Below are 15,018 nucleotides of genomic sequence, written 5' to 3' on the forward strand. Positions count from 1 at the left end.
CGCAGACGCGCCCCGGACCCGACGATCCCCTGGCCTGACCGGCTCGGCGGCCCCGCCGCCGTCATCCCCTGGTATGACCCCGTCCCATCCCCCGGTCTGGCCGCAGCCGGCAGGTCGCGACCCGAGACGGACGCTCCCCGGCACCCGGACGCGGGAACATCGTCATGACCGCACACCCCGTGACGAAGGATCCCGATGACAGCCCAGCCCGTCCCCGCTCCACCCGCCACCGCGGAGGCCACCTCCCCCGCCATCGTCGCCCGCGGCGTGACCCGCACCTACGGCACCGGCGCCGGGACCGTCACCGCCCTGGACGCGGTGGACCTCGACATCGCCCGCGGGGCGTTCACCGCGATCATGGGCCCCTCCGGCTCCGGCAAGTCCACCCTCCTGCACACCCTGGCCGGCCTCGACGTCGTCGACGACGGCTCGATCCGCATCGACGGCACCGAGATCACCGACCTCGGCGACGACGCCTTGACGCGCCTGCGCCGGGAGCGGGTCGGCTTCGTGTTCCAGTCCTTCAACCTGCTGCCGATGCTCAGCGCCGAGCAGAACATCCTGCTGCCGCTCGAGCTCGCCGGCAGACGCGTGGACCGCGCCTGGCTGGAGACCATCACCACCGCCTTCGGCCTGACCGACCGCCTCGATCATCTGCCCTCGCAGCTCTCGGGCGGGCAGGTCCAGCGTGTCGCCATCGCCCGGGCCCTGGTCACCTCTCCCGCGGTCGTCTTCGCCGACGAGCCCACCGGCAACCTCGACTCCCGCACCACCGAGGAGGTGCTGGACTTCCTGCGACTGTCCGTGGACGAGTTCGGCCAGACGGTCGTCATGGTCACCCATGAGCGCGAGGCCGCCGAGCGCGCGGACCGGATCGTCTCCCTGGCCGACGGCCGTCTGGCCGCCGACGAGGATCTGCGGGGCCGGCACTGATGGCGCGCCGCACCCCGCTGAAGCTCACCCCGCTGCGCCGCCACCTCGCGGCCGTCCTGACCATCGCGCTGTCCTGCGCCTTCGTCACCATCATGGTGCTGGCCGGCAATCTCATGCAGGCCTCGTTGGCCTCCCAGGCCAGCCAGCAGTACGACGGGGCCGATCTCGAGATCTCTCGCCCCCTGACCGATGAGCAGTTCTCCTCCGAGCGGCCTCTTCCAGCTCCCGAGATCGACGGCGCCGAGCAGACCTGGCCGCTGCTGACCAACTACCTGCAGCTGACCTCCGAGGCGGACGGTGGCAGCGCATTCCTCTCGGCGGCCATGCTCCCGCCCTCGGCCACGGCCGAGCAGGCCCTGACCGACGGCGAGCTGCCCTCGGCGGCCGACGAGGTCGTGCTCGACACGGCCGCCGCCGAGGCTCTCGAGGTCTCCCTCGGGGACACCGTCACCCTGGCGGCGGACGTCTCCCCCACCGGTCAGGAGGCGAGCTTCACCGTCACCGGCCTCGCCCCCACCGCCGAGGGATCCGTCTTCGGCGGCACCCCCCGCGTGCTGGTCACCGACGCCGACGCGGCCGCGCTGCTGGGCCCCACCGAGGGCACGCTGACCGAGACCTGGCTGGCCTCTGTCCCGGAGGGCACCGATCCGGCCACCGTGGCCGAGGCCGCGAGCAGCGGTGACGTCACCGTGCGCAGCGTCGAGGAGGCCGAGCAGGAGGCGACCTCCGAGCTCACCCAGGGCTCCGCCGCCCTGGGGATGATGCTCGGCGTGTTCGTGGTGATCGCCCTGTTCACCAGCGCCGTGGTCATCGCCAACACCTTCGCGGTCACCATCGCCCAGCGCACCCGATCCCTCGCCCTGCTGCGCACGCTGGGGGCCACTCGCGGCCAGGTGCGCCGCGTCGTGCTGCGGGAGTCCCTGCTGGTCGGCGTGCTCGGCGCCGTCGCCGGCCTGGTCAGCGGTCATCTGCTGGTCCAGGCCGCCCTGGCCGTGGCCGATGCCGTGGGCTGGCTCGACGGGCTGATGATCGTCCCGGTCGGCCTGTGGTCGGTGCTGCTGCCGGTGATCGCCGGGGTGGTCATCACCCTGGCAGCGAGCCTGGCCCCGATGCGCGCGGCCACCCGGGTGGCACCGCTGCAGGCGCTGCGGCCCGAGCCGCCCTCGCAGCGCCGCGGGCTCGGCGCCCGCGGCGTGATCGGCATCGTGGCCGTCGTGCTCGGTGTCCTCGCCCTGGTCGGCGGCACCCTGCTGGCCGTGCAGGACGCGCCCTCGCTCGGAGTCCTGCTGGCGATGGCCGGGGGCGTGGTCAGCTTCACCGGCGTGCTGCTGGTGCTGATCGTCCTGACCCGCCCGCTGTCCTCCCTGATCGGCCGGATCATGGGCCGCTTCGGAGGACTCCCGGCGAGGGTGGCCAGCGCCAACGTCGCCCGGAATCCCCGGCGCAGCGCCGCCACGATCTCGGCCCTGCTCATCGGCACCACGCTGATGACGATGATGGCCGTCGGCGCGCGCACTGCCGAGGAGACGCTGACCTCGGAGCTCGATTCCCGTCGTCCGATCGACCTCATCGTCAGTGCCGAGGAGATGCCCGAGGACGGGGTCGATCAGATCGCCGGGATCGAGGGCATGGACGGGGCTCAGCCCGCCGCCCGCACGGACATCGACGTCGGAACCACCGAGCCGATGACGCTGTACGGCACATCCCCCGACGCCGTGCGTGAGACCTCCCACCGGCCCGGCATGGCCGACGAGCTCGAGGACGGCATCGTGCTGCTGGGGTCCGAGCGGGCCGAGCGGTTCGGCGTCACGGACGGGCAGACCCTGAGGGTCGAAGGTGCCGACGGGAGCCCGCAGGAGCTGCGGGTCCAGATCGACGCCAATCTGGCGATGTCCCTGGTCACCCCCGCCACCCTCGAGCAGATCGCCGGGGACGGGGCCACCCCCGTGGTCCTGGGTGACTTCGCTGATCCGGGCACCGCCGAGCGCGGGGACCTCGACGCCATGACCCTGGTCAACACGATCACCGAACAGACCGCCACGTCGGGCTGGTCCGAGGTCAGCACCGACGTCGGCGGCGCCGAACGCGAGATGTACGGGCAGATCCTCGACATCCTGCTGGGCATCGTTGTGGCCCTGCTCGCGGTCGCCGTGGTGGTCGCGCTGGTGGGGGTGGCCAACACCCTCAGCCTCGGTGTCGTCGAACGAACCTCGGAGAACGCCCTGCTGCGGGCGCTGGGCACCACGCGGCGCCAGATGCGGGCCATGCTCGGCTGGGAAGGCGTTCTGCTCGCCGTGGTCGGAGCCGTGCTCGGCATCGTGATCGGCAGCGGGTACGGGGTGCTCGGCATCAATGCTCTGCTGGGGTCCACCTACCCGGTCACGGTCACCATCCCCTGGGGCCAGGTCGGCCTGGTGCTGCTGCTCGCGATCCTCGCCGGGGGCGCGGCCTCGGTCCTGCCCGGTCGGGCCGCAGCCCGCACCGCGCCGGCGGCCGCGCTGGCCGGCGGTGAGTGACGCGCAGAGGTCCTGAGGAGACCGGGCCGGTGCGACGGCCAGCAGAGAGGACGGGCCCTGCCCCGGAACGCTCCGGAGCAGGGCCCGTCCCTCACAGCACGTCGATCAGACTCCACCCCCGGACCGATCTCCTACCGTTCGTCCCTCACAGCACGTCGATCAGTCGTCACCGCCCGGCAACGGGGTCGACCGCACCAGGTTCAACAGCAGCACGAACAGCACGATCGCCAGGCTGAGGGCGAGACCGCCCGGCCAATACAGACCGGTGCGCAGCAGGCTCGCTCCGACCAGCGCCTGGAACAGCTGCCAGGTGATGCCGTATCCGAGACCGAATCGCCCGGCGACCAGGATCGACCGGGCAGCCAGTGCCGTGCCGGCCGCGAAGATGAGCAGGAAGACCCCCAGGCCGATGCCGAACCGGCCGTTCAAGCCTCCCGCGGTGACCATCACGAAGCAGTAGGTGGCGGTGGCCGCGAGCAGCAGGGTCTCGACCCCGAGGAGGGCCGCGACGGTCGGGCGGATCCGCGGGCCGGGTGCTGGGGCGCCACCGGGACCGGAGCCGGCATCGCCAGAGGCCGTGGATCCGGCGGAGTGGGTATCGGTGGGCATGGGGAGACTGTATCCGTCGGCGGCGACCTCCCGCAGATCACCGCTCCCGCGCCTCCCTCACCCCGTCGCGCCCCGCCCGAAGCACTCCCCGCGGCCTTTTTCAACGCCTTCGTGCCGGGCATCACGCCGCCCTCCGACCTTGTGGGAAGTGCCACCCAGCTCGGCCACGCAGGCCCTTGTCGAGGCCGCGACCTGCCCAGAGAATGGAGGTCGGCTCGCTTTGACGTCGAGATCCGCGACAGCTGTCGCCGCCGCCGGATCCGCATCGACGAGCCGGAGACCCGAGAACGCCCCACCCGGAGCGACCCTCGCCGCGTCACGCCCCACGGGGTGGGGCGTGGCGTTCTGGAAAGAGAGAGTGACGATGGACTGGCGCCACCGTGCCGAGTGCCTCAACCATGATCCCGAGCTGTTCTTCCCGATCGGGAACACCGGACCGGCGATCACGCAGATCCAGGAGGCGAAGGCGGTGTGCCAGAAGTGCGACGTCATGACTGCATGCCTCAAGTTCGCCCTCGAGTCCGGTCAGGATTCTGGCGTCTGGGGAGGTCTTTCCGAGGACGAGCGTCGCTCCCTGAAGCGGCGCAACGCGCGCGCCCGCCGCGCCAGCTGAACCCTCGTCCTGCGTCCCGGAACGCCGGGTCGCGGGACATCCGCCCGGGGCGGAGTGCGTGCAGGCGCTGAGCGCCTTCGCGACCTCTCCGCCCCGGGCGGACCTGATCAGAGCGTGAGCGGGTCCAGGTGCACGTCGACCACCGCCCGCGTCCCCCCGTCGGGAGAGTCCTGCCAGGTCAGGGTCCCGCCCAGCTGACCCTGCACCAGCGTGAGCGCGATATTCGTGCCCAGACCGGTCGGCTTGGCCGCTCCCATCCCCTCGCCGTCGTCCTCGATGTTGATGACCAGATGCGAACCCTTCCGCTCGCTGCGGACGCTCAGGGTGCCACCGGTCTCCGAGAGCCCGTGCTCCACGGCGTTCGTGGCCAGCTCCGTGACCACCAGGGCGAGCGGGGTCGCTTCCTCTGCCCGGATCGACCCCACCCGGCCGAACTTCTCGGTGCGCACCTCCACCTGGGACTCGGTGAGCCGGGGCGCTCCGGCCCGGTGCACGGTGGCGCTGGCGGCGTCCACCGCCAGGCGCAGGCAGCGATCGATCACGTCGTCGAAGTGGACGGCCTCCTCCGAGCCCTGCAGCAGGGACTCGTGCACCAGGGCGATCGTCGAGACCCGGCGCATGGCCTCGCTGAGCGCATCACGCGCCTCGTCGGACTTCATCCGTCGCGACTGCATCCTCAGCAGTGCCGCGACCGTCTGGAGATTGTTCTTGACCCGGTGGTGGACCTCGCGGATGGTCGCATCCTTGGTGATCAGCTCCCGTTCCCGGCGGCGCAGCTCCGTCACGTCGCGCACCAGGATGATCGCGCCGGTGCGCTGCTCCTTCTCGGTCAGCGGCACGGCGCGCAGAGACAGCGTTCCCCCGCGGGCCTGCATGTCGGAGCGCCAGGCGGCGCGCCCCATGAGCACCAGGGGCAGGGACTCGTCCACCGGGCTGCGCGTCTGCAGCACCTCGGTGGACAGCTCGGCCAGGGTGATGCCCTCCATGTCGCCCTCGACGCCGAAGCGATGGAAGGCGGACAGCGCGTTGGGCGAGGCCCACTGGACGACCCCGCCGCCGTCGAGCTCGACGACGCCGTCTCCGACCCGGGGGGCGCCGCGGCGGGGCGGGATGGGCGCGCCCTCGATCGGGAAGGCCCCTGCCTGCAGCATGCGCAGCACGCGCACGCCGAGCTGATGCTGTCGGATCTCGTTCGTCGAGCGGATCCCGTCGCTGATCGGGCTCTCCGCCGCCAGCACCGCCAGCGTGCTGCCGTTCTTGCGGACCGGCACCAGCAGGCCGGTGGCCTCCCGGCCCTCGCGCTCGATCGGGGTGGGCTCGCCGAAGGGCTCCGCCCCCTCGAGCAGGGCGGGGATCTCGGAGTCCGTATCGGCCTCGAGCAGGTTCCCGACCGGATCCTCGTAGTAGACGGTGGAGCCGGTCGCGGGTCGGCAGTGGGCCACGGCCTGCGGACCGTCCGCGCTCTGGATCCACAGCACCAGATCCGATCGGAGCAGATCGGAGACGAGGTTCCAGTCCCCGACGAGGTGCTGGAGCCAATCGGCCTCCTTCTCGGTCAGGGCGCGGGCGTCGGCGAGGAACTTGGACAGGCTCGGCATGCGCCCAGGATAGTGCGATCCCCCGGGGTGGACGCGACCTGACCGCCGTCGCTCCTGCCGTAGGCTGAGACCGACCGATCCCCCGGGAAGGACGAGGATGAAGCTCCGCGAGACGTTGACCCTGCCGCTGTCGGCGCGCACCGCCGCGACGATGTACGCCGATCAGGAGTACACGGCGATCCGTCGCGAGACCCTGAAGGCGACCAGCGCGTCCTCCCAGGTCGACGGCGACCCCGTCGGCTCTTTCACGGTGCGGACCGAACTCGTGATGCCGACGGACAAGGTCCCCGACATCGCGCGTCGATTCGTCGGCTCCTCCGTCACGATCCGGGAGACGCAGACGTGGTCCGCTCCCGAGCCCGATGGCAGCCGCAGGGGCACGATGGATCTCGAAGTGGTCGGGACCCCGGCCGGGCTGACGGGAACCGTACGGCTCGCCCCCACCGGGGAGATGACCAGCAGCGTCGACATCGACGGTGACCTGGTGGCCAAGGTTCCGCTGCTGGGCCCCCGACTCGAGAAGGCTGCGGTGCCCTACGTCTCCACGGTGCTGCGCGCCGAAGAGAAGTCCGCCGCGGCCTACGCGGACCGCGCCGACGACTGACCCGAGGGCGGGTTCACGACCCGACCCGGGACGAGGCGTCCTGCAGCAGAGCCTCCTGCGCCGGAGCCTGGTACGGCCACGCCCGGTGCGATCATGCCGCCCGCGGCGATCAGGCCTCTGCCGCGTCGTCGAGGAAGGCCAGAGCGGCGCCGCCCTCGGAGGCGTCGAACCACAGCAGTGCGGGGTCGGTGTCATCGGCATCGGCCGCTGCGGCGTCGAGCTCGGTCACGTGGAAACTGGCGATCCGCGCCTGCGTCGGTGCGACGGTGACGACTCCGAAAGCACCACCGTCCTCCCCGGCGACCTCGACAGCGGCATCCGGGACGTCGGCGGCGATGACGAGGGCTCGCTGATCGGCAGCGCCGATCCGGTAGGCGATGTGCACGGCATCCTGCAGCGCGTCGTATTCCAGATCCTCCACGTCCTGGCCGGGACGGTCACGGAGCGCCTCGGCGTGCACGCCCCAGGCCGCCCGCCGCGCTGCCAGTTCCAGCCGCGCAGCGGAGGACTCCAGGGCGACGCGATCCTCGGTGGCCAGCGGCAGATAGATCCTCATGGTCGCCATCTTCTCACCCGCTCCGCCACCAGGAATGCACGGCTCACCCGGACCGCGCAGCGTCCCCGGGGGCCGAGGCTTCCGCCGTGCCCGGGGCGGACTCCCCCGGCCCGAGCAGCACCGGGGATCGGGAGAGCTCCCGCAGCCCTTTGCGCAGCGGCGAGCGCGGCGCGGACTCCGCCAGCAGAGCACCGTCCCAGGCCGCGGTCCGGCAGGCGACGGGATCGTCCGGCAGCACGTGGAGGGAGGACGCCGGCAGGCGGGAGCCGACGAGCTCGCGCACCCTGTCCGCGGGGACCGGAGATCCCACCCGGTTGACCACCACGTGCAGCTCGTGCACGCCGAGGTCCTCGAGCCGGGAGTGGTCGCGCAGGAGACGAGTGATGCTCACCGGATCCGCACCGACCACGGCCAGGACCGCGTCGGCGTTCTCGAGCGCGCTGATCGTCGCCGCATTGCGCTGGGGCGCGGCCGTGTCGTAGCTGAGCTCCTCATCCTCCTCGAGCACGGCCCCGACATCGGCGACGGTGAGCCCGCCCCGGCGCGAGAGCGCCTGCCAGACCCCGTCCATCGAGGTGCGCCGCACCTCCGCCCAGCGCGCCGGGACGCCGATCCCGCTGAGCAGGTGCAGACGCGGCTGGGCGAGCGGGAGCAGCGATTCCAGCGCGTCCTCGTCGAGGGTGTCGCGATCGTGGGCGCGGCACGCGGCGACCAAGCCCGGGGTCTCGTCGAGCACTCCCAGCATCTGGCTCTGCGAGGGACCGTAGGTGTCGGCGTCCACCAGGACCGTCTCCCGTCCGGCCAGCGCCGCTTCGGCGGCAAGGTTCATCGCGATCGTCGATCGGCCGGGGGCACCGGTCGGCCCCCAGACCGCGACCAGCCGTCCGCGCGGCTCGGGGGCTGCGTCGGTGGGCTCCTGCACCCAGGCCGTGGCGTCCTCGACGTCAGAGGTGACGGCGGCGGAGATCGCCGTGAGGATCTCCTCGATCGATGAGCCGGCGGGCAGGACGCGCCGCAGCCCCAGGGTGGTCTGCTCCGGGGCGTCCTCGGAGCGCAGCCCCACCACCGCGACCTCGCGCATCATCGTGGCGAGCGGCTCCCGGCCGAGCCCCCGGACGGAGACGTCGATCAGGACGACATCTCCGATGCCTGCCGCGCTCACCGCCAGGGTCTCGGCGAGATCCGCGCAACGACGCACCACCCGGGCCCTGCGACTGCGGTCCTGCGCGAGATCATGGACGATGCGCACCTCATCGCTGCCGGAGGCGCACAGGACGATGTCGATCACGGGGTGACCCCGTACGCTCCGGGCACGCCGATCACATCGAGCCGCTCCTCCTGGGCGAGCACCTGCAGGACGGCGGCCAGGTCGTCACGGGGCACCAGCACCTCGACGGACATGGAACGCATCCCCAGCGAGCTCCCCTCGTCGATGTGCCGGACGATGCCCTCGGAGACCAGCAGCTCGGCCTGCCCCGTGCCGCCGTCCTCCGGGGCGGGACCCGTGTGCCAGAGCTCGACCTTCGCCCCCGGCGCCACGGACTCGGCGACGGTCGTGTCCACAGGGATGACGATCGGTCGCAGCGGAACGTCCGAGGCCTGGCCGACGGCGGACAGCGGCAGCAGTTCGCCGGCCTGGATCGCGCTGGTGGCGACTGCTCCCTCCGGGATGGCCTCGACCGTGCCGACGTAGAGGTCCTCCTGCTCACCCAGACGCATCTGGACCGTCGCCAGGTCGTCGGGATCGATCACGTCACCCGGGACGACAGGGCTGCGCACGACCAGCACGGGCACGGTGGCGGCCAGGCGGGAGACCAGCAGGGCGCCCATCAGCACGCTGGCCACCACCAGGATGATGCCGACGATCAGCCGGGGATCCTTCCATCGTGGCCGACGCAGCCTCATCACCGGTGCAGTCCCCGCCACGTCATCCTCCCGCCCTCGTGCCCGGCCCCCGTGGCCGAGTCCTCTCCGGGAGGCTACGGGACGGTGGGCGCCCCGCGAGGGCGGTCTGCACGATTGTGGACAACCGGGCCGATCCGGCCCGGGCAGGCGTTGTCCACAACGTTCCTTCAGGCGGAGTCGCGAGGATGGGAGACTGTTCCCGACGCAGACGGATGGTTCCGCCCGGAAAGGATTGTCGATGACGCCTCGCTTCGTGCCGTTGTCCGATGTCGCCGAGATGCTGTCGATCTCGGCGTCACAGGCGTATGCACTGGTCCGGTCCGGTGAGCTGCGAGCCATCAAGGTCGGAGGACGCGGCCAGTGGCGGGTCGAGGTCTCCGAGATCGAGTCCTACATCGAGCGCAGCTATGCGGCGACGGCCCGGATCCTCGAGCATGAACGTGCCCTCGAGCGCCAGAAGGCCGACGGGAAGCGCTAGCGGGGACGCACCGCCAGCAGAGCATCCATCGCCACGGTGATCCGGGCGGACCCCGGGACGGTGCCGCTCTCCCCCGTGGGCAGGGAACGCACGTCCACGGCATCGGCCCCGACCGTCGCGAGTCGCCCCATGACACCCCCGGCCGTCGTCTCCAGGCGCACCACGCCGCGATCACGCGCGATCGTCCGCAGCACAGAACCCAGGCCCAGCGGTGAACGCAGGGACTCCTCGGCCGGCCGCGCACGGACCGGAAGCCCCTCGAGGAGGGCGATCGCGGTCAGCGGGACGACGGTGCGGCGACCGCCGCCCTCCTCGTGCAGGGCGACCCATCCCTCCCCGACGTCCTCCACGACCCCCTCGAGCCGCAGCACCGACCCGAGGTGGAGCGTGAGAGTCCTGCCGCCCGCTCCCCGCAAGCGGTCCCCCAGGGACAGCTGTGCGCGCTCGGCCCGGGCCAGATCCTCGGAGACGGCGCGCATCTCCTCGCGCTCGTGGTGGGCGAAACGCCCTTCCAGGTCCTCGAAGATCCGCTCGAATCGCATGGCGTCACTCTAGGCGGCCGGATCGTCCCCGGATGCCCGATCCACCGCGGCGTGCGACGACCACCTGCTCCGCCCCTCGCCGCATCCCGCCGCCCATCGCCGCGCCCCGCCTCGCGCAGCGCGGCCCGACGTCCCTCCTCCCCCGACCCTCCTCGTCCACACCCGTGTCCTGCACACTTGCGCCGCGGAATGTCCCGCACTAGTTTGCTCTACATCGGTTCGTTCTGTATCAAACTTCATCAAACAGCATGATGTGACCGGGAACGAGCGGAGTCAGCGACGACAGGGGAGTTCATGGGGTCCGACGACGAGACCGCGGCGACGCCGGCAACCCGCCCGGCGTCCGCGGCACTGAGCGCGATGCTCGCAGCCGGCGGGGCGCTGGCGATGTCGAGCGCGCTGACCGCCCTGCGGCAGACGGCCACCCAGGGCGTGGGCGAGAACGCCCTGATCGCCGCGGTGCTGATGACGATCGCCGGCCTCGGCCTGGTGCTCTGCGGGTATCTCACCCTGATCTGGTCGCTGGCCACCGTGGCTCTCTTCGCCGGGCCCGCGAGCCGCGTCGGCGTCGCCGTGCTCCTCGCCCTGCGGGTGCTCGCGCCTCGGATGGCGCGACGCGTGGTGCTCGGTGCCGCCGTGGCCACCACCGCCACCGGGCTCGTGCTCGTCCCGGCCACCGCCGCCGACGCAGGGGCCGATGCCGACGACGGACAGACCCCGCGGCCGACCTCGGTGTCCTCGCAGCTCGTCCCCTCAGCGCCCTCGGACGCGGCGCCGTCGAACCCCGATATCGACCCCGAGCCCGAGGCCGAGGCTCCCTCCTCGAGCGGCGACGAGGACGGTGGTTCCCGGCAGCTGCCTCCGCTGGGATGGGGCGGCAGGCACTCACCGGGCGACACTGCGCCCTCGGGCGTCGACGCCGCAGACGAGGCAGGTGGCCCGGACACCGAACCGACGGATCTCCCGGCGCCCGCCGACACGGGCGCAGCGCCCTCGACGCCCCCGCGCACCGTCGTGGTGCAGCCCGGGGACACCCTCTGGAGCATCACCGACGACCTGCTCGGTCCTGCCCCGGACGACCCGTCCGAGATCGCGTCGGCCTGGCCGACGCTCCATGAGGCCAACCACCGGGTCATCGGACAGGATCCCGACCACCTCGAACCCGGGCAGGAGCTGATCGTGCCCGCATCCCTTTCCCCTCAGGAGCAGTGATGACCACCACCGGCCAGCGGCCCGCCCCGACCAGCGACGCCCCCGAGAACCTGTCCCTGCACGACCCCCGCGTGGTCGAGCGGATGGTCGCCCCGGTGGCGCGCCGTGCCGTGGAGATCGTGCGTGACATGCGACCGGAGAACGCGCTGTCGCGGATCGTCACGCCCGAGGTCGGCACCTTGCTGTCCCGGCGCGCGGCGCTGACCCGGCGGCTGCGGGCGTCGACCGGCTACGCACCGCCGCAGCGTCTGCTGGTCAGCGGCGTGCGCACCTGCATCGTCAACGAGCACACCGTCGAGGCGAGCTGTGTGCTGCGCGAACCCGATCGCGCCCGCTTCCTGGCGATGCGCTGGGAGCTGCGTCACTCCGGCTGGCGGGTGACCGTCCTGGAGATCGGCTGACTCAACCTCGACGTCGGCTGCGGGCCCGCCGGGCGGCCCGGTTCGAACTCGTCGGGGCGCCTTCCGGCTTGTCCTGCGGGGTCTCGGAGGCCGTCGGTGCGGCGGACGCTCCCTGGCGGGCTCGGCGGCGGCGCTGTGCCCGCGAGAGGGTCGACTCGTCCTGGACGCCGTTGCCCTCCGCGGAGGAGTACCGCAGCTCGCGCGAGGTAGTTCCGTCATCGAGCCCACGCGCGGTGAGCACGACCTTCTGCTCGCCCGCCAGCGCCTCGGAGCCGGAGCGCGGGGCGGACTCCTCGGCAGATTCCTCGCCGGCCTCGGCGTCGCCGGAGACGTCGGTCTCCGCACCGTCCTCCGCATCCGTGGCGTCGGAGGCCACCTCGTCCGAGGAGTCCTCCTTCGAGGTCTCCTCGTCCCGTGCCGTCTCCTCCTCGTCGGCGGTGGCCTTCTGGGCGGCCGCGGCCGCGGCGGCGGCCTTGCCCATCGCCGTGGAGCTGCGCAGCAGGTCGCTGACGGCCTGGGGCACCACCGGCTCAGTCTTCTCGACCTGCACCTCGAGGTTGAAGATGTACCCGACGACGTCCTCCTTGATGCCCGCGATCATGTCGTTGAACATCAGGTGGCCCTCGCGCTCGTACTCGATGAGCGGGTCGCGCTGGGCCATCGCCCGCAGACCGATGCCCTCCTTGAGATAGTCCATCTCGTAGAGGTGCTCGCGCCAGCGACGGTCCATGACCGACAGCAGCACGCGGCGCTGCAGCTGGTGCAGCCCCTCCTCCCCGAGTTCGTCCTGACGTGCCGCGTAGGCCACGCGCGCATCGGCCAGGATCTCCTCGCGCAGCACATCGGCACCGAGGTTCTCCTTGCCGCCGACCTCCTCGATGAGCTCATCGGCCGTGATCGAGACGGGATAGGCGGGCCGCAGAGCACCCCACAGCTCCTCGAGGTCGACGTCCTCGGGCGTCCTGCCCTTGGTGTGCTCGTCGACCGTCCCGCCGATCACCTCGTCGATGAACCGCCCGACGTGGGAGTCGAGGTCCTCGCCCTCGAGGATCTGGGCGCGCTCCTGGTACAGCTTCTTGCGCTGCTTGGTCAGGACGTCGTCGTACTTCAGGACGTTCTTGCGGATCTCGGCGTTGCGGGACTCGATCGAGTTCTGGGCGCGCTCGATCGCGCCGGAGACCATGCGGCCGGTCAGCGGGATCGACTCGTCCACGCCTCCGCGTGCCAGCAGCGACTCCGCGGCGCCGGAGTTGAACAGACGCATGAGGTCGTCCTGCAGCGAGAGGTAGAAGCGGGACTCGCCGGGGTCGCCCTGACGGCCCGACCGGCCGCGCAGCTGGTTGTCGATGCGGCGGGACTCATGGCGCTCGGTGCCCAGCACGTACAGACCACCGAGCTCGACGACCTCGTCGTGCTGCTCGGAGACGGCCTGCTTGGCCTTCTCGAGCTCCTCGTCCCAGGCGGCCTCGTAGCCCTCCGGGTCCTCCTCGGCATCCAGGCCCCGGGCCTCGAGGGCCGCGTGCGCCATGAACTCGACGTTGCCGCCGAGCATGATGTCGGTGCCGCGGCCGGCCATGTTGGTGGCGACGGTGACAGAGCTCTTGGCCCCCGCCATCGCGATGATCGCGGCCTCACTGGCGTGGTTCTTGGCGTTGAGCACCTCGTGATCGACGCCCTGGGCGGTCAGCAGCTTGGCGAGGTACTCGGACTTCTCGACGCTGGTGGTACCCACGAGCACCGGCTGACCCTTCTCGTGCCGCTCGACGATGTCCTCGACGACGGCGTCGAACTTCGCCTTCTCGGTGCGGTAGATGCGGTCGGCCTCGTCGGCACGGATCATCGCCTTGTGGGTCGGAATCGGAACCACGCCGAGCGAATAGGTGTTCATGAACTCGGCGGCCTCGGTCTCTGCCGTGCCGGTCATGCCCGAGAGCTTGTCGTAGAGCTTGAAGTAGTTCTGGAGGGTGATCGTGGCGAGGGTCTGGTTCTCCGCCTTGATCTTCACCCCCTCCTTGGCCTCGATCGCCTGGTGCATGCCCTCGTTGTAGCGGCGACCGGCCAGGATGCGGCCGGTGTGCTCGTCGACGATCATGACCTCGCCGTTGAGGACCACGTAGTCCTTGTCGTCCTTGAACAGCTCCTTGGCCTTGATGGCATTGTTGAGGAAGCCGATCAGCGGGGTGTTCAGGGACTCGTAGAGGTTGTCGATGCCCAGGTGGTCCTCGACCTTGTCGATGCCGGACTCGAGGACTCCCACGGTGCGCTTCTTCTCGTCGACCTCGTAATCGCGGTCCCGGCGCAGGAGCTTCACGACCTTGGCGAACTCGCTGAACCACTTGTTGGCGTCTCCCGAGCCCGGACCGGAGATGATCAGCGGGGTGCGGGCCTCGTCGATGAGGATGGAGTCGACCTCGTCGACGATCGCGAAGCTGTGCCCGCGCTGGACCCTCTCGCTCGGGTCCAGGCTCATGTTGTCGCGCAGGTAGTCGAAGCCGAACTCGTTGTTGGTGCCGTAGGTGATGTCGGCGCCGTACTGCTCACGACGCTCGGCCGGCGACATGCCGGACTTGATGACGCCGGTGGTCAGTCCGAGGGCGCGGAAGACGCGGCCCATCAGGTCGCTCTGGTAGCCGGCGAGGTAGTCGTTGACGGTGATGATGTGGACGCCCTTGCCGGACAGGGCGTTGAGATATGCCGGCAGCGTGGCGACGAGGGTCTTGCCCTCGCCGGTCTTCATCTCGGCGATGCGACCGCGGTGCAGGGCCGCACCACCCATGATCTGGACGTCGTAGGGGCGCTGGCCGAGCGTGCGGTGCGCCGCCTCACGGACCGCGGCGAACGCCTCGACCATGATGTCGTCGAGGGTCTCGCCGTCCTCCAGGCGCTCGGAGAAATGGACCGACTCCTCCCGCAGCTCCTCGTCGCTGAGCTCGGTGAAGACGTCCTCGGCCTCCCCCACCTTCCGGGCGATGACCTCGAGCCGGCGCACTTCACGGCCTTCGCCGGCGCGCAGGATCTTGTCGAAGAGGTTGACCACTCGTGCTCCCGTAG

At 71.2% G+C, this 15,018-nt stretch carries 14 protein-coding genes; 7 read left to right on the forward strand and 7 right to left on the reverse strand.

The features are described 5' to 3' along the window. Window positions 1–195 precede the first annotated feature (195 nt). Window positions 196–933: an ABC transporter ATP-binding protein gene (locus tag JOF44_RS05375; RefSeq protein ID WP_209888283.1), complete on the forward strand. Its 738-nt coding sequence runs from the start codon at window positions 196–198 to the stop codon at window positions 931–933. Further along, complete coding sequence (locus JOF44_RS05380) at window positions 933–3,449, forward strand: ABC transporter permease (RefSeq protein ID WP_209888286.1); 2,517 nt, start codon at window positions 933–935, stop codon at window positions 3,447–3,449. Before JOF44_RS05375 ends, JOF44_RS05380 begins: the two co-directional genes overlap by 1 nt. Window positions 3,450–3,608: 159 nt before the next feature. On the opposite strand, the gene JOF44_RS05385 is transcribed toward JOF44_RS05380, so the two are convergent. Further along, the gene (locus JOF44_RS05385) at window positions 3,609–4,058 is read right to left on the reverse strand and encodes a hypothetical protein (protein ID WP_245348860.1); all 450 of its coding nucleotides are present in this window, start codon (window positions 4,056–4,058) and stop codon (window positions 3,609–3,611) included. A gap of 364 nt (window positions 4,059–4,422) precedes the next feature. Here JOF44_RS05385 and JOF44_RS05390 point away from each other — a divergent pair, with 364 nt between their 5' ends. Further along, complete coding sequence (locus JOF44_RS05390) at window positions 4,423–4,671, forward strand: WhiB family transcriptional regulator (protein WP_010549779.1); 249 nt, start codon at window positions 4,423–4,425, stop codon at window positions 4,669–4,671. A 107-nt stretch (window positions 4,672–4,778) separates the two neighbouring features. Here the strand turns inward: JOF44_RS05390 and JOF44_RS05395 are convergent, their stop codons facing one another. Then, on the reverse strand, window positions 4,779–6,269 hold the full coding sequence (locus tag JOF44_RS05395; protein WP_209888289.1) for a sensor histidine kinase: 1,491 nt from the start codon (window positions 6,267–6,269) through the stop codon (window positions 4,779–4,781). Window positions 6,270–6,366: 97 nt separating this feature from the next. Here JOF44_RS05395 and JOF44_RS05400 point away from each other — a divergent pair, with 97 nt between their 5' ends. Beyond that, window positions 6,367–6,873 carry a DUF2505 domain-containing protein gene (locus JOF44_RS05400; protein WP_209888292.1) on the forward strand — a complete coding sequence of 169 codons (507 nt, stop codon included), beginning with the start codon at window positions 6,367–6,369 and terminating at the stop codon, window positions 6,871–6,873. A 109-nt stretch (window positions 6,874–6,982) separates the two neighbouring features. Here JOF44_RS05400 and JOF44_RS05405 read toward each other — a convergent pair whose 3' ends face one another. The 3 genes from JOF44_RS05405 to JOF44_RS05415 are packed head-to-tail and all read right to left on the reverse strand — an operon-like array spanning window position 6,983 to window position 9,355. Continuing rightward, the gene (locus JOF44_RS05405) at window positions 6,983–7,429 is read right to left on the reverse strand and encodes a DUF6912 family protein (protein ID WP_209888295.1); all 447 of its coding nucleotides are present in this window, start codon (window positions 7,427–7,429) and stop codon (window positions 6,983–6,985) included. Between the two features lie 43 nt (window positions 7,430–7,472). After that, a complete protein-coding gene (locus JOF44_RS05410) occupies window positions 7,473–8,717 on the reverse strand; it encodes a CpaE/TadZ family protein (RefSeq protein ID WP_209888298.1) in 1,245 nt (414 codons plus the stop codon). Beyond that, on the reverse strand, window positions 8,714–9,355 hold the full coding sequence (locus JOF44_RS05415) for an SAF domain-containing protein (RefSeq protein ID WP_209888302.1): 642 nt from the start codon (window positions 9,353–9,355) through the stop codon (window positions 8,714–8,716). Before JOF44_RS05415 ends, JOF44_RS05410 begins: the two co-directional genes overlap by 4 nt. A gap of 217 nt (window positions 9,356–9,572) precedes the next feature. Between JOF44_RS05415 and JOF44_RS05420 the strand changes: the two genes are divergently transcribed. Continuing rightward, window positions 9,573–9,812, forward strand: a complete 240-nt coding sequence (locus tag JOF44_RS05420; RefSeq protein ID WP_209888305.1) for a helix-turn-helix transcriptional regulator — start codon at window positions 9,573–9,575, stop codon at window positions 9,810–9,812. Here JOF44_RS05420 and JOF44_RS05425 read toward each other — a convergent pair. Further along, window positions 9,809–10,354 carry a hypothetical protein gene (locus JOF44_RS05425; RefSeq protein WP_209888308.1) on the reverse strand — a complete coding sequence of 182 codons (546 nt, stop codon included), beginning with the start codon at window positions 10,352–10,354 and terminating at the stop codon, window positions 9,809–9,811. The two genes, JOF44_RS05420 and JOF44_RS05425, sit on opposite strands and share 4 nt — an antisense overlap. 294 nt (window positions 10,355–10,648) lie before the next feature. On the opposite strand from JOF44_RS05425, the gene JOF44_RS05430 reads away from it, so the two are divergent. Together JOF44_RS05430 and JOF44_RS05435 are read left to right on the forward strand one after the other, a co-directional pair. Continuing rightward, window positions 10,649–11,566: a LysM peptidoglycan-binding domain-containing protein gene (locus JOF44_RS05430; RefSeq protein ID WP_209888311.1), complete on the forward strand. Its 918-nt coding sequence runs from the start codon at window positions 10,649–10,651 to the stop codon at window positions 11,564–11,566. Beyond that, complete coding sequence (locus JOF44_RS05435; protein WP_209888314.1) at window positions 11,566–11,967, forward strand: Rv3235 family protein; 402 nt, start codon at window positions 11,566–11,568, stop codon at window positions 11,965–11,967. The genes JOF44_RS05430 and JOF44_RS05435 overlap by 1 nt, the downstream gene beginning before the upstream one ends. A 1-nt stretch (window position 11,968) precedes the next feature. Here JOF44_RS05435 and secA read toward each other — a convergent pair whose 3' ends face one another. Next, window positions 11,969–15,004 carry a preprotein translocase subunit SecA gene (gene secA / locus JOF44_RS05440; protein WP_209888317.1) on the reverse strand — a complete coding sequence of 1,012 codons (3,036 nt, stop codon included), beginning with the start codon at window positions 15,002–15,004 and terminating at the stop codon, window positions 11,969–11,971. Window positions 15,005–15,018: the final 14 nt, after the last annotated feature.

The sequence above is a fragment of the Brachybacterium fresconis genome (genome assembly GCF_017876515.1).
In the GTDB taxonomy this organism is placed as follows: domain Bacteria; phylum Actinomycetota; class Actinomycetes; order Actinomycetales; family Dermabacteraceae; genus Brachybacterium; species Brachybacterium fresconis.